General features: G+C 68.8%; 35 protein-coding genes. 6 read left to right on the top strand and 29 right to left on the bottom strand.

The window, feature by feature from the left end:
- Positions 1-36: 36 nt before the first annotated feature.
- The 26 genes from rplO to IE317_RS40385 form a co-directional block, all read right to left on the bottom strand.
- Entirely contained in the window at positions 37-483 is a 447-nt protein-coding gene (rplO, locus tag IE317_RS40510) for a 50S ribosomal protein L15 (protein ID WP_086842934.1), read from the bottom strand.
- Positions 480-665, bottom strand: coding sequence for a 50S ribosomal protein L30 (rpmD, locus tag IE317_RS40505; RefSeq protein ID WP_033291195.1), 186 nt, complete (start codon positions 663-665; stop codon positions 480-482). Before rpmD ends, rplO begins: the two co-directional genes overlap by 4 nt.
- Before the next feature lies 1 nt (position 666).
- Positions 667-1,311, bottom strand: a complete 645-nt coding sequence (gene rpsE, locus IE317_RS40500) for a 30S ribosomal protein S5 (protein WP_191316655.1) — start codon at positions 1,309-1,311, stop codon at positions 667-669.
- A 34-nt stretch (positions 1,312-1,345) separates the two neighbouring features.
- Positions 1,346-1,744 carry a 50S ribosomal protein L18 gene (rplR, locus tag IE317_RS40495; protein ID WP_004558873.1) on the bottom strand — a complete coding sequence of 133 codons (399 nt, stop codon included), beginning with the start codon at positions 1,742-1,744 and terminating at the stop codon, positions 1,346-1,348.
- Positions 1,745-1,746: 2 nt separating this feature from the next.
- Entirely contained in the window at positions 1,747-2,286 is a 540-nt protein-coding gene (rplF, locus tag IE317_RS40490; RefSeq protein ID WP_191316654.1) for a 50S ribosomal protein L6, read from the bottom strand.
- A 16-nt stretch (positions 2,287-2,302) separates the two neighbouring features.
- Positions 2,303-2,701: a 30S ribosomal protein S8 gene (gene rpsH, locus IE317_RS40485; protein ID WP_004558871.1), complete on the bottom strand. Its 399-nt coding sequence runs from the start codon at positions 2,699-2,701 to the stop codon at positions 2,303-2,305.
- An 84-nt stretch (positions 2,702-2,785) separates the two neighbouring features.
- Positions 2,786-2,971 carry a type Z 30S ribosomal protein S14 gene (locus IE317_RS40480; RefSeq protein ID WP_004558870.1) on the bottom strand — a complete coding sequence of 62 codons (186 nt, stop codon included), beginning with the start codon at positions 2,969-2,971 and terminating at the stop codon, positions 2,786-2,788.
- A gap of 4 nt (positions 2,972-2,975) precedes the next feature.
- Positions 2,976-3,539 carry a 50S ribosomal protein L5 gene (gene rplE / locus IE317_RS40475; RefSeq protein WP_013222611.1) on the bottom strand — a complete coding sequence of 188 codons (564 nt, stop codon included), beginning with the start codon at positions 3,537-3,539 and terminating at the stop codon, positions 2,976-2,978.
- Positions 3,539-3,853, bottom strand: a complete 315-nt coding sequence (gene rplX / locus IE317_RS40470; RefSeq protein ID WP_013222610.1) for a 50S ribosomal protein L24 — start codon at positions 3,851-3,853, stop codon at positions 3,539-3,541. Before rplX ends, rplE begins: the two co-directional genes overlap by 1 nt.
- Positions 3,853-4,221 carry a 50S ribosomal protein L14 gene (gene rplN / locus IE317_RS40465; RefSeq protein ID WP_004558867.1) on the bottom strand — a complete coding sequence of 123 codons (369 nt, stop codon included), beginning with the start codon at positions 4,219-4,221 and terminating at the stop codon, positions 3,853-3,855. The genes rplX and rplN overlap by 1 nt, the downstream gene beginning before the upstream one ends.
- A 78-nt stretch (positions 4,222-4,299) precedes the next feature.
- A complete protein-coding gene (gene rpsQ / locus IE317_RS40460; protein WP_004558866.1) occupies positions 4,300-4,578 on the bottom strand; it encodes a 30S ribosomal protein S17 in 279 nt (92 codons plus the stop codon).
- Complete coding sequence (gene rpmC / locus IE317_RS40455) at positions 4,575-4,820, bottom strand: 50S ribosomal protein L29 (protein WP_191316653.1); 246 nt, start codon at positions 4,818-4,820, stop codon at positions 4,575-4,577. Before rpmC ends, rpsQ begins: the two co-directional genes overlap by 4 nt.
- Positions 4,820-5,239 carry a 50S ribosomal protein L16 gene (gene rplP / locus IE317_RS40450; RefSeq protein WP_004558864.1) on the bottom strand — a complete coding sequence of 140 codons (420 nt, stop codon included), beginning with the start codon at positions 5,237-5,239 and terminating at the stop codon, positions 4,820-4,822. Before rplP ends, rpmC begins: the two co-directional genes overlap by 1 nt.
- A gap of 3 nt (positions 5,240-5,242) precedes the next feature.
- Positions 5,243-6,076 carry a 30S ribosomal protein S3 gene (rpsC, locus tag IE317_RS40445; RefSeq protein ID WP_176173271.1) on the bottom strand — a complete coding sequence of 278 codons (834 nt, stop codon included), beginning with the start codon at positions 6,074-6,076 and terminating at the stop codon, positions 5,243-5,245.
- Positions 6,076-6,492: a 50S ribosomal protein L22 gene (rplV, locus tag IE317_RS40440; protein WP_125306112.1), complete on the bottom strand. Its 417-nt coding sequence runs from the start codon at positions 6,490-6,492 to the stop codon at positions 6,076-6,078. The genes rpsC and rplV overlap by 1 nt, the downstream gene beginning before the upstream one ends.
- Positions 6,493-6,523: 31 nt before the next feature.
- Positions 6,524-6,805, bottom strand: a complete 282-nt coding sequence (rpsS, locus tag IE317_RS40435) for a 30S ribosomal protein S19 (protein ID WP_003102083.1) — start codon at positions 6,803-6,805, stop codon at positions 6,524-6,526.
- Positions 6,806-6,823: 18 nt separating this feature from the next.
- On the bottom strand, positions 6,824-7,660 hold the full coding sequence (rplB, locus tag IE317_RS40430; RefSeq protein ID WP_003102084.1) for a 50S ribosomal protein L2: 837 nt from the start codon (positions 7,658-7,660) through the stop codon (positions 6,824-6,826).
- A gap of 15 nt (positions 7,661-7,675) precedes the next feature.
- The gene (gene rplW, locus IE317_RS40425) at positions 7,676-7,987 is read right to left on the bottom strand and encodes a 50S ribosomal protein L23 (RefSeq protein WP_003102087.1); all 312 of its coding nucleotides are present in this window, start codon (positions 7,985-7,987) and stop codon (positions 7,676-7,678) included.
- Complete coding sequence (rplD, locus tag IE317_RS40420; RefSeq protein ID WP_191316652.1) at positions 7,984-8,673, bottom strand: 50S ribosomal protein L4; 690 nt, start codon at positions 8,671-8,673, stop codon at positions 7,984-7,986. Before rplD ends, rplW begins: the two co-directional genes overlap by 4 nt.
- Positions 8,670-9,326, bottom strand: a complete 657-nt coding sequence (gene rplC, locus IE317_RS40415; RefSeq protein WP_191316651.1) for a 50S ribosomal protein L3 — start codon at positions 9,324-9,326, stop codon at positions 8,670-8,672. The genes rplD and rplC overlap by 4 nt, the downstream gene beginning before the upstream one ends.
- A gap of 31 nt (positions 9,327-9,357) precedes the next feature.
- On the bottom strand, positions 9,358-9,663 hold the full coding sequence (rpsJ, locus tag IE317_RS40410; RefSeq protein WP_003102098.1) for a 30S ribosomal protein S10: 306 nt from the start codon (positions 9,661-9,663) through the stop codon (positions 9,358-9,360).
- A 408-nt stretch (positions 9,664-10,071) separates the two neighbouring features.
- The gene (gene tuf / locus IE317_RS40405; RefSeq protein ID WP_091304691.1) at positions 10,072-11,265 is read right to left on the bottom strand and encodes an elongation factor Tu; all 1,194 of its coding nucleotides are present in this window, start codon (positions 11,263-11,265) and stop codon (positions 10,072-10,074) included.
- Between the two features lie 129 nt (positions 11,266-11,394).
- On the bottom strand, positions 11,395-13,494 hold the full coding sequence (gene fusA, locus IE317_RS40400) for an elongation factor G (RefSeq protein ID WP_191316650.1): 2,100 nt from the start codon (positions 13,492-13,494) through the stop codon (positions 11,395-11,397).
- A gap of 63 nt (positions 13,495-13,557) precedes the next feature.
- Complete coding sequence (gene rpsG / locus IE317_RS40395) at positions 13,558-14,028, bottom strand: 30S ribosomal protein S7 (protein ID WP_003102106.1); 471 nt, start codon at positions 14,026-14,028, stop codon at positions 13,558-13,560.
- On the bottom strand, positions 14,028-14,402 hold the full coding sequence (gene rpsL / locus IE317_RS40390; RefSeq protein WP_003102113.1) for a 30S ribosomal protein S12: 375 nt from the start codon (positions 14,400-14,402) through the stop codon (positions 14,028-14,030). Before rpsL ends, rpsG begins: the two co-directional genes overlap by 1 nt.
- 495 nt (positions 14,403-14,897) lie before the next feature.
- Entirely contained in the window at positions 14,898-15,053 is a 156-nt protein-coding gene (locus tag IE317_RS40385) for a hypothetical protein (protein ID WP_191316673.1), read from the bottom strand.
- Positions 15,054-15,208: 155 nt separating this feature from the next.
- Between IE317_RS40385 and IE317_RS40380 the strand changes: the two genes are divergently transcribed.
- The 4 genes from IE317_RS40380 to IE317_RS44915 are packed head-to-tail and all read left to right on the top strand — an operon-like array spanning position 15,209 to position 17,922.
- Positions 15,209-15,745, top strand: a complete 537-nt coding sequence (locus IE317_RS40380; RefSeq protein WP_191316649.1) for a YbaB/EbfC family nucleoid-associated protein — start codon at positions 15,209-15,211, stop codon at positions 15,743-15,745.
- Entirely contained in the window at positions 15,745-16,077 is a 333-nt protein-coding gene (locus IE317_RS40375) for a hypothetical protein (RefSeq protein WP_191316648.1), read from the top strand. Before IE317_RS40380 ends, IE317_RS40375 begins: the two co-directional genes overlap by 1 nt.
- A gap of 10 nt (positions 16,078-16,087) precedes the next feature.
- Positions 16,088-17,314, top strand: a complete 1,227-nt coding sequence (locus tag IE317_RS40370; protein ID WP_191316647.1) for a hypothetical protein — start codon at positions 16,088-16,090, stop codon at positions 17,312-17,314.
- 2 nt (positions 17,315-17,316) lie between these two features.
- The gene (locus tag IE317_RS44915; RefSeq protein ID WP_229903177.1) at positions 17,317-17,922 is read left to right on the top strand and encodes a hypothetical protein; all 606 of its coding nucleotides are present in this window, start codon (positions 17,317-17,319) and stop codon (positions 17,920-17,922) included.
- On the opposite strand, the gene IE317_RS40360 is transcribed toward IE317_RS44915, so the two are convergent.
- The 3 genes from IE317_RS40360 to IE317_RS40350 form a co-directional block, all read right to left on the bottom strand.
- Positions 17,903-18,127, bottom strand: a complete 225-nt coding sequence (locus IE317_RS40360; RefSeq protein WP_191316646.1) for a hypothetical protein — start codon at positions 18,125-18,127, stop codon at positions 17,903-17,905. The two genes, IE317_RS44915 and IE317_RS40360, sit on opposite strands and share 20 nt — an antisense overlap.
- A 37-nt stretch (positions 18,128-18,164) precedes the next feature.
- On the bottom strand, positions 18,165-18,806 hold the full coding sequence (locus IE317_RS40355; RefSeq protein WP_229903176.1) for a zinc ribbon domain-containing protein: 642 nt from the start codon (positions 18,804-18,806) through the stop codon (positions 18,165-18,167).
- A 61-nt stretch (positions 18,807-18,867) separates the two neighbouring features.
- Positions 18,868-20,079, bottom strand: coding sequence for an MFS transporter (locus IE317_RS40350; protein ID WP_191316645.1), 1,212 nt, complete (start codon positions 20,077-20,079; stop codon positions 18,868-18,870).
- Positions 20,080-20,174: 95 nt separating this feature from the next.
- On the opposite strand from IE317_RS40350, the gene IE317_RS40345 reads away from it, so the two are divergent.
- Positions 20,175-20,675 carry an Lrp/AsnC family transcriptional regulator gene (locus IE317_RS40345; RefSeq protein WP_191316644.1) on the top strand — a complete coding sequence of 167 codons (501 nt, stop codon included), beginning with the start codon at positions 20,175-20,177 and terminating at the stop codon, positions 20,673-20,675.
- A 47-nt stretch (positions 20,676-20,722) separates the two neighbouring features.
- A complete protein-coding gene (locus IE317_RS40340) occupies positions 20,723-21,508 on the top strand; it encodes a M15 family metallopeptidase (RefSeq protein ID WP_191316643.1) in 786 nt (261 codons plus the stop codon).
- The last annotated feature ends 90 nt before the right edge of the window (positions 21,509-21,598 follow it).

The following is a 21,598-nucleotide window of genomic DNA, read 5'->3' as shown; positions in this document are numbered from 1 at the left end:
GGCGGTGCCAGACGGGCCTTCGAACGGGAACCGAGCTCAGTTGGTGGTGGCCGAACCGCCGGCCGCCTCGAGCTTCTCCTTGGCCGAGCCGGAGAACGCGTCGGCGGTGACGTTCAGCTTGACGCCGTTCACGTCGCCGTTGCCGAGGACCTTCACCAGCTTGCCCTTGCGGACCAGACCGCCCTTGACCAGCTCGTCGGCACCGATGGTGCCGCCGTCCGGGAAGACGCGGGCGATGTCGCCCACGTTCACCGGCTGGTACTCGGTGCGGAAGCGGTTCTTGAAGCCGCGGAGCTTCGGGAGCCGCATCTGGATGGGCATCTGCCCACCCTCGAACCGGGCCGGCACGTTCTTCCGGGCCTTGGTGCCCTTCGTACCGCGACCGGCCGTCTTGCCCTTCGAACCTTCACCACGGCCCACGCGGATCTTGTCGCGCTTGGCGCCCGGAGCCGGACGCAGGTGGTGGATCTTGATGGCCGTCATGCCTTGACCTCCTCGACCTCCACCAGGTGGCGGACGGTGTGGATCAGGCCGCGCACCTGGGGGGTGTCTTCACGCACGACGCTCTGGCGGATCTTGCGCAGCCCGAGGGTGCGCAGCGACTCGCGGTGAGCGTGCTTCGTGCCGATCTTGCTCTTGACCTGGGTGACCTTGAGCTGAGCCATGTCAGACCACCTGGCCCGCGCGCTGGCGCAGCATCCGGGCCGGAGCGACGTCCTCGAGCGGCAGGCCACGGCGGGCCGCCACCTCTTCGGGACGCTGCAGGCCCTTCAGGGCCGCCACGGTCGCGTGCACGATGTTGATCGCGTTGTCGGAGCCGAGCGACTTCGACAGCACGTCGTGGACACCCGCGCACTCCAGCACGGCGCGCACCGGGCCACCGGCGATGACGCCGGTACCGGCGGAAGCCGGGCGGAGCAGGACGACACCGGCGGCTTCCTCACCCGTGATCGGGTGGGGAATCGTGCCGCCGACGCGCGGGACGCGGAAGAAGTTCTTCTTCGCTTCCTCGACGCCCTTGGCGATCGCCGCGGGAACTTCCTTGGCCTTGCCGTAGCCGACGCCGACCTGACCGTCGCCGTCGCCGACGACCACCAGGGCGGTGAAGCTGAAGCGACGACCACCCTTGACGACCTTGGCGACGCGGTTGATCGTCACGACCTTCTCGAGGTGCGGGGTCTTGTCCTGGGCCGCCCCGCCACGGCCGCTGTCGCGCCGGTCCCGGCGGTCGCGACGGTCACCGCGGTCGTTGCCGCCCTGCCCGCCGGGTCCACCCTGGCCGCCGCCGAATTGCCGTGTACGTCCCGGCATCAGGCTTTCCTTCCATTCACGAACTGCTGCATCGTCAGAACTCCAACCCCGCCTCACGGGCGGCGTCGGCGAGCGCGGCGATGCGGCCGTGGTAGGCGTTGCCGCCACGGTCGAACACCACAGCCGAGATCCCGGCGTTCTTGGCCCGCTCGGCGACGAGGGCGCCGACCTTGGCGGCCTTGGCCTTCTTGTCGCCGTCGACCGCCCGGACGTCCGCCTCGAGGGTGGACGCCGACACCAGCGTGTGGCCGGCGAGGTCGTCGATCACCTGCACGGCGATGTGCCGCGAGGACCGCTTGACGACCAGGCGCGGACGCTGCTCGGTGCCCGAGACCTTCTTGCGGAGCCGGAAGTGCCGACGGGCCTTCGCGACGCGGCGGCGGGTCGAGATGTCCTTGCCCACCGGCTTGCGCTTCGTAGTCGTGTCGCTCATGATCACTTACCCGTCTTTCCGACCTTGCGGCGGATCTTCTCACCCTCGTAGCGCAGGCCCTTGCCCTTGTACGGGTCCGGGCGCCGCAGCCTGCGGATGACGGCCGAGATCTGGCCGACCTTCTGCTTGTCGATGCCCGAGACCGAGAACCGGGTGGGGGTCTCCACCTTGAAGGTGATGCCCTCCGGGGCCTCGATCTTGACCGGGTGCGAGTAGCCGAGGGCGAACTCGAGGTCCGCGCCCTTGGCCTGCACGCGGTAACCCACGCCGTGGATTTCCATCTTCTTCTCGTAGCCGGCGGTGACGCCGACGACGAGGTTGTTCACCAGCGTGCGGGTGAGCCCGTGCAGCGCCTTGGAGTTGCGCTCGTCGTCCGGGCGCTTCACCAGCAGCGTGCCGTCTTCGTCGCGCTCGACCGTGATCGGCTCCGAGACGGTGTGCTCGAGGGTGCCCTTGGGCCCCTTGACCTTGATGTGCTGACCGTCGATGGTCACCTCGACCCCGGAAGGGACGGCGACCGGCAGCTTTCCGATGCGTGACATGCCTGTACCCCTTCCCTTACCAGACGTAGGCGAGGACTTCGCCGCCCACGCTGTTGCGCTTGGCCTGCCGGTCCGTCTGCAGGCCACCGGACGTCGAAATGATCGCGATGCCCAGGCCGCCGAGGACCGACGGCAGTTCGGTCGATTTTGCGTAGACCCGCAGGCCGGGCTTGGAGACGCGGCGCAGGCCGGCGATGCTCCGCTCACGGTTGGGGCCGTACTTGAGCTCGACGACGAGGTTCTTGTGCTTCTCGCCCGGCTCGTCGTGGTAACCCGCGATGTAGCCCTCGCGCTTGAGGATCTCGGCGATGTTCGCCTTGAGCTTCGAGTGCGGGAGCTTGACCTCGTCGTGGTACGCCGAGTTCGCGTTGCGCAGACGCGTCAAGAAGTCTGCGATGGGGTCGGTCATCGTCATGGTGACCTGTCAACCTTTCTCGCCTGGTTCCCCGCCCCTCGAAGGGGGCGGGGCCTGTGGCGAAGTGGAGTTAAATAGAAGCTCTTACCAGCTGGACTTGCGGACGCCGGGCAGCTCGCCCGCGTGCGCCATCTCGCGAAGGCAGATCCGGCAGAGCCCGAACTTGCGGAACACGGCGTGCGGGCGGCCGCACCGCTGGCAGCGGGTGTAGGCGCGCACGGCGAACTTCGGCTTCTTCGCGGCCTTGTGGACCAGTGCTTTCTTGGCCATCGGCTCAGTTCTCCTTGAACGGGAAGCCGAGCTTGCGCAGCAGCGCCCGGCCCTCGTCGTCGTTCGTGGCGGTCGTGACGACGGTGACGTCCATGCCGCGCGGGCGGTCGATGGAGTCGGGGTCGATCTCGTGGAACATCGACTGCTCGTTGAGACCGAACGTGTAGTTGCCGTGGCCGTCGAACTGCTTCGGCGAAAGCCCGCGGAAGTCGCGGATACGCGGCAGCGCGATGGTCAGCAGCCGGTCGAGGAACTCCCACATCCGGTCGCCGCGCAGCGTGACGCGCGCGCCGATCGGCTGGCCCTCACGCAGCTTGAACTGCGCGATGGACTTGCGGGCCTTCCGGACCTCCGGCTTCTGGCCGGTGATCAGCGCGAGGTCCTTGACCGCGCCCTCGATCAGCTTGCTGTCGCGGGCGGCGTCGCCGACGCCCATGTTCACGACGACCTTCGTCACGCCCGGGATCTGGTGGACGTTGGCGAAGGAGAACTCGGCCTGCAGCTGGCCCTTGATTTCCTCGCGGTACCGCACCTTGAGGCGCGGCGAGGTCTTCTCAGCGGTGGTCATCAGATGTCCTTACCGTTCCGGCGCGAGATCCGGACCTTCTTGCCGTCCTCGCCGATGCGGTAACCCACCCGGGCCGGCTTGCCGTCCGAGTCGACGACCATCACGTTCGAGACGTGGATGGGCGCCTCCTGCGTGACGATGCCGCCGGACTGCGCACCGCGCTGGGTCTGGCTGATCCGCGTGTGCTTCTTGATCCGGTTCACGCCTTCGACCAGCACGCGCTCGCGCTCCGGGTAAGCCTGGATGACCTTGCCCTTGGCGCCCTTGTCCTTGCCGGCGATGACGACGACCGTGTCGCCCTTCTTCACCTTCATCACAGCACCTCCGGCGCGAGCGAAATGATCTTCATGAACTTTCGGTCGCGCAGCTCGCGGCCCACCGGACCGAAGATGCGGGTGCCGCGGGGCTCGTTGTCGTTCTTGATGAGCACGGCGGCGTTCTCGTCGAACCGGATGTAGGAACCGTCCGGACGACGGCGCTCCTTGACCGTGCGGACGATGACGGCCTTGACGACGTCGCCCTTCTTCACCCCGGCAGCCGGGATGGCGTCCTTCACGGTGGCGACGATGATGTCGCCGATGCCGGCGTAGCGCCGCCCGGAGCCACCGAGAACCCGGATGCAGAGGATTTCCTTCGCACCCGTGTTGTCGGCTACCCGAAGCCGCGACTCCTGCTGGATCACGTCTACTCCTGTATGTCGCGCCGGTTCTCGCCCGGACGAGCGAGCCTTGCGGAACTAAGGACTCTTGAAGAGCCCTGCTTACTTGGCCTTCTCCACGATCTGCACCAGGCGCCACCGCTTCGATGCCGACAGCGGGCGGGTCTCCATCAGGGTGACCCGGTCGCCCACGCCCGCCTCGTTGTTCTCGTCGTGCACCTTCACCTTGGAGGTGGTGCGGACGACCTTCGAGTAACGGGGGTGCTTCTTGCGGTCCTCGAGCTCGACCACGATCGTCTTGTTCATCTTGTCCGAGACGACGTAGCCCTCGCGGACCTTGCGGTCGTTCCGGGCCGGCGTCTCGGTGGTGGGCTCGCTCATGCGGCACCTTCACTCTCGGCGTCGGGGGCCACGGACAGGCCGAGTTCGCGCTCGCGCATGACCGTGTAGATCCGCGCGATGTCCGTGCGGACGGTGCGCAGACGGCGGTTGTTGTCCAGCTGCCCGGTCGCCATCTGGAAGCGGAGGTTGAACAGCTCCTCCTTGTATTCCTTCAGACGCAGGACGAGCTCTTCCGCGGTGAGCTCACGCAGCTCCGATGCCTGGGCACCTGCGTTAGCCATCAGAACTCACCACCTTCACGGGTCACGATGCGGCACTTCATGGGCAGCTTGTGGATCGCGCGGCGCAGCGCCTCGCGAGCCGTCTCCTCGTTCGGGAACGAGATCTCGAACATCACGCGACCCGGCTTCACGTTGGCGATCCACCACTCGGGCGAACCCTTACCGGAACCCATCCGGGTCTCGGCCGGCTTCTTGGTCAGCGGGCGGTCCGGGTAGATGGTCGTCCACACCTTGCCACCACGCTTGATGTGACGGGTCATGGCGATACGAGCGGACTCGATCTGCCGGTTCGTCACGTAGCTGTGCTCAAGCGCCTGGATGCCGTACTCGCCGAAGCTGACCTTCGTGCCACCCTTGGCGGCGCCGTGGCGCTTCGGGGAGTGCTGCTTCCGGTGCTTGACCCTGCGCGGGATGAGCACGTCTCAGCCCTCCGTCTTTTCTGCGGTCTCGGTGGCCGGAGCCGCCGGGGCCTCGGTCGTGGCGGCGGCGGCCGCACGACCGGCTTCGGTCGAGGTGGCGGTCGTGCCCGAGGCACCGGAACGACGCGGGCGGGACGGCCGGTCGCTGCGGTCGCGACCACCGCGCGGCGCGCGCTCGGCGGCGTCACGGGCCTCGCGGGCCTTCAGGCCACCGACGAGCTCACCCTTGTAGATCCACACCTTGACGCCGATGCGACCGAACGTCGTCTTGGCCTCGAAGAAGCCGTAGTCGATGTCGGCGCGCAGCGTGTGCAGCGGGACGCGGCCGTCGCGGTAGTGCTCGGAGCGGGACATCTCGGCACCGCCGAGACGACCGCCGCACTGCACGCGGATGCCCTTGACCTGCGGCGAGCGCATGGAGGTCTGGATCGCCTTCCGCATCGCGCGGCGGAACGCCACGCGGTTGGAGAGCTGCTCCGCGACCGCCTGGGCGACCAGCTGGGCGTCGGCCTCGGGGTTCTTGACCTCGAGGATGTTCAGCTGGACCTGCTTCTTGGTCAGCTTCTCCAGCGCGCCGCGAATCCGGTCGGCCTCCGCGCCGCGACGGCCGATGACGATGCCCGGCCGGGCGGTGTGGATGTCCACGCGGACGCGGTCACGGGTGCGCTCGATCTCGACCTTGGAGATGCCCGCGCGCTCCATGCCGGTGGCGAGGAGCTTGCGGATCTTGACGTCCTCGGCCACGTACTCGGCGTACTGCTTGTCGGCGTACCAGCGCGACTTCCAGTCCGTGGTGATACCCAGGCGGAAACCGTGCGGGTTGATCTTCTGGCCCACTACCGGCCACCTGCCTTCTTCTTGCTCTGAGCCTTCTGCGCGACGGCCGGACGCGACTCCACCTCGACGGTGATGTGGCTGGTCCGCTTGCGGATCCGGTACGCGCGGCCCTGGGCCCGCGGGCGGATGCGCTTGAGGGTGGGGCCCTCGTCGGCGTACGCGTTCTTGACCCAGAGCGTCTCCGGGTCCAGCTGAAGGTTGTTCTCGGCGTTGGCCACGGCGCTGGCGAGCACCTTCGCGACCGGCTCGCTGGCCGCCTGGGGGGCGAACCGGAGCACGGCCAAGGCGTCGGCGGCGCTACGTCCCTTGATGAGCTCGATCACCCGGCGCACCTTGGTCGGCGAGTCCCGGACGAAGCGAGCCCGCGCGTAAGCCGTAGGCAGGGCCTCGACCGTCGCGTCGTTCTGGGCGTTCATCGCTACTTCCCTTGTCTTTTCTCGTGCCCGCTCAGCGGCGGCGCGACTTGCGGTCGTCCTTGATGTGGCCCTTGAAGGTCCGCGTCGGGGCGAACTCGCCCAGCTTGTGACCCACCATGGCCTCGGTGACGAACACCGGGACGTGCTTGCGTCCGTCGTGCACGGCGATCGTGTGACCCAGGAAGTCCGGGATGATCGTCGAGCGGCGCGACCAGGTCTTGATGACCGTCTTCTTGCCCGATTCGTTCAGCGCGTCCACCTTCTTGAGCAGGTGGTCGTCCACGAACGGGCCCTTCTTGAGGCTACGTGGCATGTTGTTCTACCTCCCTGCTCAGCGCTTGTTCTTGCCGGTACGCCGGCGGCGGACGATGAGGGCGTCGGACGCCTTGCGGCGACGCGTGCGGCCCTCGGGCTTACCGTTCGGGTTGACCGGGTGGCGACCACCGGAGGTCTTGCCCTCACCACCACCGTGCGGGTGGTCGACCGGGTTCATGACGACACCGCGGACCGTGGGGCGCTTGCCGCGCCAGCGGTTGCGGCCGGCCTTGCCCCAGTTGATGTTGGCGTGCTCGGAGTTGCCGACCTCGCCGACCGTGGCGCGGTTGCGCACGTCCACGTTGCGGATCTCGCCCGAGGGGAGACGCAGCTGGGCGTACGGACCGTCCTTGGCGACGAGCTGCACCTTCGCGCCCGCGGACCGCGCCATCTTCGCGCCGCCGCCGGGGCGGAGCTCGATCGCGTGGATCACGGTGCCGACCGGGATGTTGCGCAGCGGCAGGTTGTTGCCCGGCTTGATGTCGGCCCGGGGGCCGTTCTCGACCGTGTCGCCCTGCTTCAGCTTCTCCGGCGCGATGATGTAGCGCTTCTCGCCGTCGGCGTAGTGCAGCAGCGCGATGCGAGCGGACCGGTTGGGGTCGTACTCGATGTGCGCGACCTTGGCGGGGATGCCGTCCTTGTCATTGCGACGGAAGTCGATGACGCGGTAGGCGCGCTTGTGGCCGCCACCCTTGTGCCGGGTGGTGATCTTGCCGGACGAGTTGCGACCGCCCGAACCGCTCAGCGGACGAAGCAGCGACTTCTCCGGGGTGGAGCGGGTGATCTCGGCGAAGTCCGAGACGCTCGAACCGCGACGACCGGGGGTCGTCGGCTTGTACTTGCGGATGCCCATTGTCAGCTCAGTCCTTTACGCGGTGGGTCCGCCGAAGATCTCGATCGCCTTGCTCTCGGGCGAAAGAGTCACGATGGCGCGCTTGGTGTCCTTGCGCTTGCCGAAGCCGGCGCGAGTCCGCTTCCGCTTGCCCTGGCGGTTGGCCGTGTTGACGCTGACCACCTTGACGCCGAACACCTTCTCGACCGCGATCTTGATCTGGGTCTTGTTGGCGTCCGGGCGGACGATGAACGTGTACTTGTGGTCCTCGAGCAGCCCGTAGGACTTCTCGGAGATGACCGGCGCGAGCAGGATGTCGCGGGGGTCCGGAATGGCGACCGAACTCACTTCTCGTCACTCCCTTCCGTGACCTCGCCCGACCGCGCGGAAGCCTTGACGGCCTTGCCGCGGACGGGGCCGGCGACGAACGCGTCGTACGCGGCCTTGGTGAACACGACGTCGTCGTTGACCAGCACGTCGTAGGTGTTGAGCTGGTCGGCCCAGAGGATGTGCACCTCGGGCAGGTTCCGCAGGGAAACCCAGCTCAGCTCGTCGGCCCGGTCCAGCACCACGAGCACGCGCTTCGCGGCCGTGACGGCGGCGAGGGCGGTCTTGGCGGCCTTGGTCGACGGCTTCTCGCCGGTCACCAGCTCGGTGACGACGTGCAGCTGGCCGGCGCGGGCCCGGTCGGAGAGAGCGCCACGCAGGGCGGCGGCCTTCATCTTCTTCGGGGTGCGCTGGGTGTAGTCGCGCGGCGTGGGGCCGTGCACGACGCCACCGCCGGCGAACTGCGGCGCGCGGGTCGAACCCTGGCGGGCACGGCCGGTGCCCTTCTGGCGGTACGGCTTCTTGCCGCCACCGCGAACCTCACCACGGGTCTTCGTGTCGTGCGTGCCCTGGCGCGCGGCGGCCTGCTGGGCCACCACGACCTGGTGCATCAGCGCGACATTGGCCTGCACGTCGAAGATCTCCTCGGGGAGGTCCACGGTGCCGTCGGCTTTACCGGCCGGGGTCTTCAGCTCGACGCTTGTCATTCGGAGTTACCACCCTTCGCGGCGCTGCGAACGAACAGCACGCCGCCCTTGGGACCGGGCACAGCGCCCTTGATCAGCAGCAGGCCGTCCTCGGCACGCACCGCGTGCACGGTCAGGTTCTGCGTGGTGACCCGGTCGTTGCCCATCCGGCCCGCCATGCGCAGGCCCTTGAAGACGCGGCCGGGGGTGGCGCAGCCACCGATGGAGCCCGGCTTGCGGTGCACGGCCTGGGCGCCGTGGCTCGCGCCCTGGCCCTTGAAGCCGTGGCGCTTCATGACACCCGCGTAGCCCTTGCCCTTGCTGGTCCCGGTCACGTCGACCTCGGTACCGGCGGCGAACACCTCGGCGGTGATCTCCTGGCCGACCTCGTAGGTCTCGGCGTCGGTGGTGCGCAGCTCGGCGAGGAACCGGCGCGGGGTCACGCCCGCCTTGTCGAAGTGGCCGGTGCGCGGCTTGTTCACCTTGCGCGGGTCGACCGCGCCGAACGCCAGCTGCACGGCCTTGTAGCCGTCCTTGTCCTGGGTCCGAACCTGGGTGACCACGTTCGGACCGGCCTTGACGACGGTGACCGGGACAACCCGGTTCTGCTCGTCGAAGACCTGGGTCATGCCGAGCTTGGTGCCCAGGATGCCCTTCATCTGCCTGTCAGACATGAGTCTCTTATCTCCGCCGCTCGCCCAACGCTTACTGGATGTTGACGTCGACGCTCGCCGGCAGGTCGATGCGCATGAGCGCGTCGACCGTCTTCGGCGTCGGGTCGAGGATGTCGATCAGACGCTTGTGCGTGCGCATCTCGAAGTGCTCGCGCGAGTCCTTGTACTTGTGCGGCGAGCGGATGACGCAGTAAACGTTCTTCTCGGTGGGCAGCGGCACCGGCCCGACAACCCGGGCGCCGGTGCGCGTGACCGTCTCCACGATCTTGCGCGCCGAGGTGTCGATCGCCTCGTGGTCGTAGGCCTTGAGCCGGATGCGGATCTTCTGTCCCGCCATGGTGGCTGCTCGTTCCTTGTCGTCTCGTGCCGCTATCTCACAAAACCCCGCCGGGTGTTCCCACCCTGGCTGGGTTTCCGCAGTTCAACGGCCCTGTCCCCGGTCCACGCGGTCGGGCGTGTCGCGCCCGACGCACAGACGGATCCCGCGGGATCGTCGTCTTGCCTGGTCTTCCTCAACGTGAGGAGGCTATGAGCCGGCTGCGCTTTTCCAAGAACACCGCCTCACTGCCCTTGCCCGCTCGCCTCACCCGAAGGAAAGAGCTCCGCGGACCGTGGCCACTCGCACCGAGGCGGCCGGACCCCCGAAGGAATCGGCCGCCCCAGGACGAGCAACCAAAATAGTGTCGCACACGTGAGTTGACGCCCTGCACCCGGGGGTGTATTACCCGGGCGCAGGGCGCCTACGTCACTTGATGATCTTGGTGACCTGGCCCGCGCCGACGGTCCGGCCACCCTCGCGGATGGCGAAGCGCAGACCCTCGTCCATCGCGACCGGCTGGATCAGCTGGACCGAGATGTCGGTGTTGTCGCCCGGCATGACCATCTCGGTGCCCTCGGGGAGGGTCACGACGCCGGTCACGTCGGTGGTGCGGAAGTAGAACTGCGGGCGGTAGTTGTTGAAGAACGGGGTGTGACGGCCACCCTCGTCCTTCGACAGGATGTAGACCCGGCCCTCGAAGTCGGTGTGCGGGGTGGTGGTGCCCGGCTTCACGACGACCTGGCCGCGCTCGACGTCCTCGCGCTTGATACCGCGGACCAGCAGGCCGACGTTGTCGCCCGCCTGGCCCGAGTCGAGCAGCTTGCGGAACATCTCGACACCGGTGACGGTGGTCTTGGTCGACTTCTCGCGGATACCCACGATCTCGACCTCTTCGTTGACGTTGATCTGGCCGCGCTCGACGCGACCGGTCACCACGGTGCCACGACCGGTGATGGTGAAGACGTCCTCGATCGGCATCAGGAACGGCTTGTCGAGCTCACGCACCGGGTCCGGCACGTTGTCGTCGACGGCGGTCATCAGCTCGAGAACGGCCTCGGACCACTTCTCGTCGCCCTCGAGGGCCTTCAGGCCGGAAACGCGCACGACCGGCGCGTCGTCGCCCGGGAACTCCTGCGAGGACAGCAGCTCGCGGACCTCCAGCTCGACGAGCTCGAGGATCTCCTCGTCGTCGACCATGTCGGCCTTGTTCAGCGCGACCACGATGTAGGGCACGCCGACCTGGCGGGCGAGCAGCACGTGCTCACGGGTCTGCGGCATCGGGCCGTCGGTGGCGGCCACGACCAGGATCGCGCCGTCCATCTGGGCGGCACCGGTGATCATGTTCTTGATGTAGTCCGCGTGACCGGGGGCGTCGACGTGCGCGTAGTGACGCTTCTCGGTCTGGTACTCGACGTGCGAGATGTTGATCGTGATGCCGCGCTGCTTCTCTTCCGGCGCGTTGTCGATCTGGTCGAACGCCCGCGACTCGTTCAGCTCCGGGTACTTGTCGTGCAGCACCTTGGTGATGGCCGCGGTCAGAGTCGTCTTGCCGTGGTCAACGTGACCGATGGTGCCGATGTTGACGTGCGGCTTGGTCCGCTCGAATTTCGCCTTCGCCACTGGAATGTCCTCCTGGACTGATTTCGCTTTGTGCTCGTGGGGCGGCGTGGCTGCCGCCCCACGATTGTTCCTTCGTCGGTGCTGCGGACGTTCAGGAGAGTCCCTTAATGCCCGCGAGCGCTGGGGGAACTACTCCCCCGTCGCCTTCGCGATGATTTCCTTCGCGACGTTCGCGGGAACCTCGGCGTAGGAGTCGAACACCATGGAGTAGTTCGCCCGGCCCTGGGTGCGGGACCGCAGGTCGCCGACGTAGCCGAACATCTCCGACAGCGGGACCAGTGCCTTCACGACACGGGTACCGGACCGCTCCTCCATGGCCTGGATCTGACCACGGCGGGAGTTGAGGTCACCGATGACGTCGCCCATGTAGTCCTCGGGCGTGGTCACCTCGACCGCCATCATCGGCTCCAGGATCACCGGGCCGGCCTTCTTCGCGGCTTCCTTCATCGCCATGGAACCGGCGATCTTGAACGCCATCTCCGAAGAGTCGACCTCGTGGTACGCACCATCCAACAGGGTGAACTTCAACCCGACGAGCGGGTAGCCGGCCAGGACGCCGTACTGCATCGCGTCCTGCGCGCCCGCGTCCACCGACGGGATGTACTCCCGCGGCACGCGACCACCGGTCACCTTGTTGTCGAACTCGTAGAGCGCGCCGTCGGTGCGCTCGAGCGGCTCCAGCTTCACGATGACCTTCGCGAACTGGCCGGAACCACCGGTCTGCTTCTTGTGGACGTAGTCGAGCTTGTCGACCGTCTTCTTGATCGTCTCACGGTAGGCGACCTGCGGCTTGCCGATGTTCGCCTCGACCTTGTAGTCGGACTTCATCCGGTTCACCAGCACCTCGAGGTGCAGCTCGCCCATGCCCGCGATGATCGTCTGGCCGGTGTCCTCGTCCAGCTTGACCTGGAACGTCGGGTCCTCTTCGGCCAGCTTCTGAATCGCCAGGGACAGCTTCTCCTGGTCGGCCTTCGTCTTCGGTTCGATCGCGACCCGGATGACCGGCTCGGGGAACGTCATCGACTCCAGCACGATCGGGTTCTGCGGGTCCGCCAGGGTGTCACCCGTGGTGGTGTCCTTCAGCCCGATGACCGCGTAGATGTGGCCGACCTGGGCGTCGTCGACCGGGTTCTCCTTGTTGGAGTGCATCTGGAAGATCTTCCCGATGCGCTCCTTGCGCTCCTTGGTCGCGTTGATGACCTGCGCGCCGGAAGCGACCTTGCCCGAGTACACCCGGATGTAGGTCAGCTTGCCGAAGAACGGGTGCGCCGCGATCTTGAACGCGAGGGCCGCGAACGGCTCGTCGACCGACGCCTTGCGGGTCGCCGGGGTCTCGCCGTCGGGCAGCAGGCCCTCGACGGCCGGGACGTCCAGCGGCGACGGCAGGTAGTCGATGACCGCGTCGAGCATGGGCTGCACGCCCTTGTTCTTGAACGCGGAACCGGCCAGGACCGGGAACGCCGAGCGGGTGATGACGATCTTGCGGATGCCCGCCTTGATCTCCGCCTCGGTCAGCTCCTCGCCCTCGAGGAACTTCTCCATCAGGGCGTCGTCGGTCTCGGCGACGGTCTCGACCAGCTTCTCGCGGTACTCGGCCGCGCGGTCGGCCAGGTCGGCCGGGATGTCCTCGACGGTGTAGTCCTCGCCCTTCTGCACCTCGCCGCGCCAGACCAGGGCCTTCATCCGGACCAGGTCGACGACGCCTTCGAAGTCGTTCTCGGCGCCGATGGGCAGCTGGATCGCCAGCGGCTTGACGCCGAGGCGCTCCTCGATGGTGCGCAGGGTGTAGTAGTAGTCCGCACCCAGCTTGTCCATCTTGTTGACGAAGCAGATGCGCGGGACGTCGTACTTGTCCGCCTGCCGCCAGACCTGCTCGGACTGCGGCTCGACACCTTCCTTGCCGTCGAAGACGGCGACCGCGCCGTCGAGCACCCGCAGGTTGCGCTCCACCTCGACGGTGAAGTCGACGTGCCCGGGGGTGTCGATCAGGTTGATCTGGTGGTCGTCCCAGAAGGTGGTGGTGGCAGCCGAGGTGATGGTGATACCCCGCTTCTGCTCCTCCTCCATCCAGTCCATGGTGGCAGCGCCGTCGTGGACTTCACCGATCTTGTAGTTGACCCCGGTGTAGAACAGGATCCGCTCGGTGGTGGTCGTCTTGCCGGCGTCGATGTGGGCCATGATGCCGATGTTGCGGACCTTGTTCAGGTCGGTCAGCACTTCACGTGCCACGAGAGTGTTCCCCTGTTCTCAAGCTTGGGGCCCGGCATGGCTTGGTCGACAGCCGGGCGGTGATCACCAGCGGTAGTGCGCGAAGGCCCGGTTGGACTCGGCCATCTTGTGCGTGTCTTCGCGACGCTTCACGGAGGCACCGAGGCCGTTGGAAGCGTCCAGCAGTTCGTTCTGCAGGCGCTCGATCATCGTCTTCTCGCGGCGGGCCTGCGAGAAGGAGACCAGCCAGCGCAGCGCCAGCGTCGTCGAGCGGCCCGGCTTGACCTCGATCGGCACCTGGTAGGTGGCACCACCGACGCGGCGGCTCTTCACCTCGATGGTGGGCTTCACGTTGTCGAGGGCGCGCTTCAGCGTGACGACCGGGTCGGTGCCGGTCTTCTCGCGAGCGCCTTCGAGCGCGCCGTACACGATGCGCTCGGCCAGGGACCGCTTCCCGTCCTTCAGCACCTTGTTCACCAGCTGGGTGACCAGCGGGGAGGCGTAGACGGGGTCGGAGATCAGCGGCCGCTTCGGGGCCGGACCCTTGCGGGGCATTAGCTCTTCTCCTTCTTCGCGCCGTACCGGCTGCGCGCCTGCTTGCGGTTCTTGACACCCTGCGTGTCGAGCGAACCGCGGATGATCTTGTAACGGACACCCGGAAGGTCCTTCACACGACCACCACGCACGAGCACCATCGAGTGCTCCTGCAGGTTGTGGCCCTCACCGGGGATGTAGGCGGTGACCTCGATGCCGCTGGTCAGCTTCACACGCGCGACCTTGCGCAGCGCCGAGTTCGGCTTCTTGGGGGTCGTGGTGTACACGCGGGTGCACACGCCACGCCGCTGCGGGCTCCCCTTGAGGGCCGCGGTCTTCTGCTTGGCAGCCTTGTCCTGGCGGCCCTTGCGGACCAGCTGCTGGATCGTGGGCAATGGACCAGCTTCCTGTCGTGATCTGCTTCTTCGTGTCTTCACCGGCCCCCGCGGTCGGGCGTGTCGGCCCGCGTCACGGTCTCGCGACCGGTAACTTCCCGGAGGGATTTCCGTCGGAACCCCGACCTGCCGAAGCCGGTGACCGGGTGCCTGAGCACCCCGCCCATGCGCACGGCACGCGGAGCGGCCCGACGCATGCCGGGCACGGTCTCCAAAGATACCCGCCCGGGTCCGGGAGGAACGCAGCGGGGGGTCTGTAGGTCGGCGAACCTCCAGCCTACCTCTCAACGCCCCCGGGCTGCGGGACATTCCCACGCCTCGGGTGGCGGGCGCCGGCTGTCCGGGTGGAGCGGGCTCGCCTACGTTCCAACGCCGCGCGCCCGCGGGGTGTTCCCCGGCGGCGCGATCCCGGCCACCGGTCCCCCGATACGTCTTGAATGACTCATTCCTGGCGTCCGGCGCCATGAACGAGTCATTCAAGACCCGGTGCCGGGCTCAGTCCTCGTCCGGCTTGGCGTGGTCGGGCTTGCCCGGGTTCGGGTCGCGCGACAGGTCGATCAGCGGGTGCACGCCGGCGCCCTCCGGGGCCGCGTGGCTGCCCGTCGACTTCGGTTCCTCTGCCGGGCCCGGAGCCCCTTCGGTGCTGGTCATCACACACTCCTCGCGCGTCGTCCCCTGCTTCCCTCTCGGCCGAAACCTACCCATTACCCGGTCGGGTGATGCAGTGGGATCGGATCGGCCGTTCCGTGCGTCACAGTGCGGCCGGAGGGTCACGATGGGTGCACCACGAAGCGGAAGGCGGGCGCATGTCGGGCGAGTTCGAGCACCTGGTGGCCGAGTTCGAGCGGTTCCAGGCGGGCATCCGCAACGCCGACGACCGGTTCGCCGGGCTGGGCACCATGCGGCAGCAGCTGACCGAGCTGCGGGCGAGCGCGGTGTCGCCGGACGGCGGCGTCACCGTCGTCACCGGGCCCGGTGGGGCCGTCCTCGACGTCCAGTTCACCGAAGGCGCGCTGGCCAAGGGCCCGCAGGCCCTGTCGGCCACGCTGCTGGCGACGCTGCGGGAGGCCGTCGGCGAAGCGGCGCGGCGGCAGGCCGTGATCGTCGAGGAGAACATGGGCGACGACCTCGGCCTGGTCGACCAGGTCCTGGAGACCCAGGCCGTGGCGTTCGGAACCACCGTCGAGGAACTGCGGTCGAAGCTTCCCGAGGAAGCCGAAGCACCACAGGACTTCTCGGAGCAGCGAGTGCTCCGCCCGGCCGACCCGCCGCCGGCGCCGCCCGCGGCGGGCCCGAGTGCCGGCGACCGCTTCCTGCGGAACCTGTTCGACGAGGAGGACTGATGCCCGACGGCTACCGGGTCCGGGTGGACGCGCTGCACGAGTACGTCAGCGACCTGGACAAGTACCGCGACCAGGGCGCGAAGATCACCGAGAAGGTCGCGCAGGCCGACGTCGGCGACAAGTCGTGGGGCGTGGTCGGGCTCTTCACCAAGAGCGGCTACGACGACACCCTCCGCGAGCTGCACTCGCTGCTGGCGTCCATCGCGGACGGCCTGGCTTCGGCGCAGGCCAAGCTCACCGACGCGGCGAACGTCTACCAGGGCGTCGAGGACGACCACAAGATCTTCTTCGGCCAGGTCGAGACCCTGCTCGACGGCCCGGGAAAGCACTGAGGGGAACGCCATGGCCGAGGTCGAAGACGTCGCGAGCGGGATCACCGTCAAGCCGGACGACCCGAAGACCGTGCTCGGGGTCAACGTCGGCAACGCGATCAAGGCGACCCCGTTCGCCGGCGGCGCGGTCACCGTCGGCAAGGACGCGGTCTCGGTGACGAAGGCCGTCTTCGCGCCGCAGCCCGACGGCGCGGACATCACCCTCGCCCTCGGCACCATCGCGACGGACACCGCGAGCTTCATCCAGTCGAGTTCGAGCACGATCACCGACATCGCGACCGACCCGCTCGGCTGGCTGGTCGGGCAGGGGCTGAACTTCCTGGTCAACGCCGTCCAGCCGATCCAGGACGCGATCCACTTCGTCAGCGGCGACGGCCCGGCGCTCGGGGTCGCGGCGGAGAACTTCGGGGCGATCGCGACCGGGCTGGACCAGCTGGCCAAGAACTTCGCCGAGGTCGCGGACGAGTCCCTGAAGGACTGGGAGGGCGACGCGAGCAACGCGGCGAAGACGGCGCTGGGCGAGTTCGCGCACGGCATCGAGGGCGTCGCCGGGAAGTCCGGCGACCTGGCCCGGATGCTGCAGCTCAACAGCATGCTGATGAGCTTCGCCGAGGACCTGATCAAGGCGATCCTCACCGAGTTCGTGACCTGGCTGATCCTGCTGTGGGTGCCCGCGCTGGCCGCCGCGGTGCCGACCTGCGGGGCGTCGCTGTCCGCCGCCGCGCCGGTGACCGAGGTCAAGGCGGCGCAGACGACCGCGAAGACCACCGGGAAGGTGAACAAGCTGCGCGAGCTCCTGCAGAAGGTGCTCGACTGGCTCCGGAAGCTGCAGCAGAAGTTCGCGTCGACGACGCTGGGCAAGTCGCTCACGAAGATCGCGCAGGAGAACGAGGGCAAGGACCTCCTCCAGAAGGCCGTCGGCGAGAAGGGCCTGATCGGCAAGCGCTGGGCGAAGGCGTTCGAAAACCCGGTGCTCGACGCCGCCGGCAAGGTCGACTACCGGAAGACGATGCTGAAGGCGGGCGCCACCGAAGCGTTGAAGAAGGGTGGCGAAGCGGCGGTCAAGGGCGTGCTCGGGTACAACCCGGCCAACCCCGGCGACAACCCGGCCAAGACGGTGAACGACCACCTCGGCAAGCTCACCAGCCACGTCAAGAACGCGAAGAAGGCGAGCGGCTACGACGGCACCGGCCGCGACCAGTCCGTCGAGGAGACCCGCGAGGACCTGGACTTCTGACGATGCAGACACTCTTCACGATCGGTGTGCTCGTGGTCGTCGCCGCGGTGGCCGCCGCGATCTGGTGGCGGTCGCAGCGGAAGGCCGCCGCGAGCCGCGAGAACCACTGGTTCAAGGCGTTCGCGGCGGAACGCGGCGGCACTTTCGGCAGCGGGATGCCCTCCTTCGGCGTGTTTCACCCGACCGGGCGACCGCTGACCGGGGCCCCGGACGACCCGTGGGTCGAGTTCCGCCTCGGCGACCGCCCGGTGCTCGGGATCGACACGCGGGAGTCCTACCGGCACTTCGACGACCACGTGTACTTCCGCGACCTGCACGTCACCCAGGTGCGCGTGCCGCCGGGCCCGGAGCTGCGGATCGTCCCGGGCCGACCGGTGTCCATGCCGACGCTGCCGCCGGACTCGGCGCTCGACGCCGAGGTGGCCCGCTGGCTGGCGGCGAACCCGCGGTTCGGCCAGCGGGAGGTGGTCGTCGAGAACGGCTCCGCGCGGACTTGGGGCCCGGGCTGCGCGACGCGGCAGAGCCTCACCACCGAGGCGCAGTACCTCGCCGACCTGGCCGATCACCTGCCGCCGGCGCTGTGGCGCGTCAGCGGCGGCGCGTCGTGAGGTGGGTCAAGCCCGCCGACAGCGCGAAGAGCACCCCGAGACCGACGACGTACGGCCCGGCCAGCAGGGCGAACCCCGCGCCGATGTTGGCGTCGGGCTGATCGGACGTCGCACGGAAGCCGATCGCCCCCACCGACAGCAGGATCGCCCCCGCGGCGATCAGCACGACGGCGATCACCGTGAGGCGCTTCGTGACGGGCGTCATGCCTTCATGGTGCCCGGGACCGCGCGGATCCGCCGGATCAGAGCTTGGCGCCGCAGTCCGAACAGAACAGCGCGCCCGGCTTGTTGCCCTGGTTGCCGCAGCCGCCGCAGGTGACCTTGAGGGCCAGGGACGTGCCGCAGGACGAACAGAACTTGCCGCCGTCGGCCTTGAGGCCGCAGCCCGGGCAGGTCACCTTGGCGCGGGTGTCGATGTCCAGGTCCGCCGTCCAGTTCTTCTCGCGGGCCTGCTCCCAGATCTGGTCGCGCTGGGCCGAGGCCTGCGCCCGCGAGATCTCCTCGGCGACGCTCGGCGAGCAGCGCAGGCACTGGCCGATTTCCTCGTTCCAGCACTGGGTTTCGCACATCCAGTCGCCGCAGCCGCGGCACTGGCGGAAGCTCGGGGTGATCTCCTTGACCGCGGCCGCCAGGGCCTTGTCCTTGGCCGGCGAGTTCGTCGCGCGGTCGTAGCGCCACTGGTCGGCCGAATTGCTCAGGTCGCGCAGCGTCCCGCCGAAGAACGAGCCCACGGCGCGAAGCACGCTTCGGCCCGTCTCGATGTTGTCGCGCTGGAAGGCGGAGCGGAACCCGTTGCCGCAGCGTTCGCAGCGGAACTCGAACTGGTACCCCTGCGTGTTGGAGAGGTCCGAAAAGTTGTCCGTGAAAGGCACAGAGTCAGCCACGGCCCATCTTGGCCGGGCCGCAGCGGCCGCCAGGACGAGAGATTTGCCGACAACGACCCGGCTACCGGCCGTCACGGGGCACCAGGAACGCCAGCGGGAGCAGGGCCAGCACGCCGCCGACCACCGCGACCAGCGCGTAGCCGCCGCCCGCGAACAGCGCCCCGGATCCCAGCCCGGCCAGTGCGGACGCCGACCAGACGACCGCGTCGACGGAGCCCTGCACCCGGCTGCGCGTCTCCGGGGCGAGGGTGCGGCTCAGCTGCGCGCTGCCGCCGACGAACACGAGGTTCCAGCCGTAGCCGAGCAGGAACAGCGCGATCGGCAGGCCGGAGGTGTGGGCCGTCGGCGCCGCGAGCGCGGTGGCCGCCGCCAGCGCGAGCACGCCGAGTCCCGCGTTGACCGTCACCGACGGCCCCCAGCGGTCGGCGATCCGGCCGGACAGCGGGGCCAGCGCGAACATGCCGATCATGTGGGCGCTCAGCACCCAGCCGACGGCGTCGAGCCCGTGCCCGTGGCTCTGCAGCTGCACCGGTGTCATGGTCATCACCGCGCCCATCGTCAGCTGCGCGGCGACCATCGCGACCAGCGGCCGCGCGACACCGGCCGGCCGCAACGGACCGCCGCCGCCGGTGGCCGAGGCGGGCGGCCGCGGCGCGGGCCGAAGGTCCGGTTGTCCCGGCGGAGGCACGTGCCGCGGGAGGAACGCCGCCGCCAGTGCCGCACCGGCCGTGGCCAGGACCGCCACCGCGGCCGGGCCGGACAGCGACGGCCAGCCGAATCCGGCCGCGGCGCCGGCCGCCGGGGCCATCAGGGCCGGCCCGGCGAGCGCGCCGACGGTCCCGCCCCACACGACGGTCGAGAGCGCCCGCCCCCGGCGGTCCTCCGGGTACAGGTCCGCGGCCAGGTACCGCGAAAGCTGCGCGCCGCCGTTGCCCAGGCCGACCAGCAGGATCCCGAGCAGCAGCGGCAGGACCGCCGTCGCCAGCGCGCCCGCGAACGCCACCAGCGCGCCGAGCACCGCGAGGCCGTACCCGGCCACCAGCACGCGGCGGCGGCCGTGGACCGGCAGCAGCGTCCCGGCGCCGAGCGCGCCCGCCGCGGTGCCGAGCACGTTCGCCACGCTCGGCAGCCCGCTCCACACCGCGCCGCTGCCCGCGGCGACGATCAGCGTGGCCGCGGTGCCGAGGCCGACCGTGGCCGTGTTGAGCAACGCGACGCCGGCGAACAGCACCCCCATGGACCGGGTCCGGCCGGCCACCGTGAATGTCCCCATGACCGGCAACGTTAGGGACATCCGGCCGCGGTTCGAAGAGCCGGAGCACGGGATTTCGCTCGCTCCGGCCCCGCAACGGAAGGAAAATGGGGCTCATGACCTTCCGTTCGGAAAAGCCGCTGGACGACGTCGACTGGCGGTTGCTGGACCTGCTGCAGACCGACGGGCGGTTGTCCTTCAAGGAGCTCGGGCGGCGGATCAACCTGTCGGCGCCGGCGGTGGCCGAGCGGGTGCGGCGGCTGGAGGAGACCGGCGTGATCACCGGCTACCGCGCCCAGGTCGACGCCCGGCGCGCGGGCCAGCCGCTGCAGGCGTTCGTCGAGATGCGGTGCGCGCTGAGCAGCTGCCTGCTGAAGACGTCGAAGTCCGAGGACTACCCCGAGGTCGTGGAGATCCACCGGCTGAGCGGCGACCACTGCACGATGCTGAAGATCCGGGCGGCCTCGCTCGAGCACTTCGAGGGACTGCTGGAGCGGCTGGGCAAGCACGGCGAGCTGCGGTCGTCGGTGGTGCTTTCCACGCAGTTCGAGGGACGGCCGGTGGAGCCGCCCTCGGACGACTTCCTGCGCGCGACGACGTCGGAAGGCTGGTCGTGACTCGGTCGGCGGCTGCGCGTCCGGGGCCGGGCTGCTAGACGAGAGGGATGCCGATCTTCACTCGCCGGGTGCGTGCTCTCGCCGTCACCCTCGCCGCTCTGGGCGGCCTCGCCGTGCCTGCGCCCGCGCAGGCGGCGACGACCGGGGCCTTCGTCGCGCTCTCCGACGTCGCGCCGTCGATCCTGCAGGACATCCGCTACGACACGCGGCACAACTTCGTCGGCCGCCGCATCGACGGGTACCGGCAGCCGCTGTGCATCCTGACGCGCCAGGCCGCCGACGGGCTGCGGAAGGCGCAGGCGCAGCTGCTCCGGCGGGGCTACACGCTCAAGGTCTACGACTGCTACCGGCCGCAGCGCGCGGTCGACCACTTCGTGCGGTGGGCCAAGGACCTCGCCGACGAGAAGATGAAGGCGGAGTTCTACCCGAACGTCGCCAAGGACCGGCTCTTCGCCGACGGGTACATCGCCGAGAAGTCGGGGCACAGCCGCGGCAGCACGATGGACCTGACGCTGGTCCGCCTCCCGCCGGCGTTCCAGCGGCCGTACTTCCCTGGCGAGCCGCTCAAGGCGTGCTTCGCGCCGCGAGACCAGCGCTTCCCCGACAACACCGTCGACATGGGAACCGGCTACGACTGCTTCGACCCGCTCGCCCACACCGACAACCCGGCGATCACCGGCGTCGCGCGGCAGAACCGCGACCTGCTGCGCTCGACGATGAGCGCGGCGGGTTTCCGCAACCTGCCCGAGGAGTGGTGGCACTTCACGCTGAACGACGAGCCGTTCCCGGACACCTACTTCGACTTCCCGGTGTCCCGGGGAAGCCTGCGCTGAACCGAAAACCGCCCCCGGTCCACTGTGGACCGGGGGCGCTTTCGGTGCTGCGTCAGGCCGCGCGCCGGCGCCGGCGGGCGCCGAACACCA

It is taken from the genome of Amycolatopsis bullii (assembly GCF_014654205.1).
Classification (GTDB): Bacteria; Actinomycetota; Actinomycetes; order Mycobacteriales; family Pseudonocardiaceae; genus Amycolatopsis; species Amycolatopsis plumensis.
This window is presented reverse-complemented; position numbering and strand designations above follow the sequence as displayed.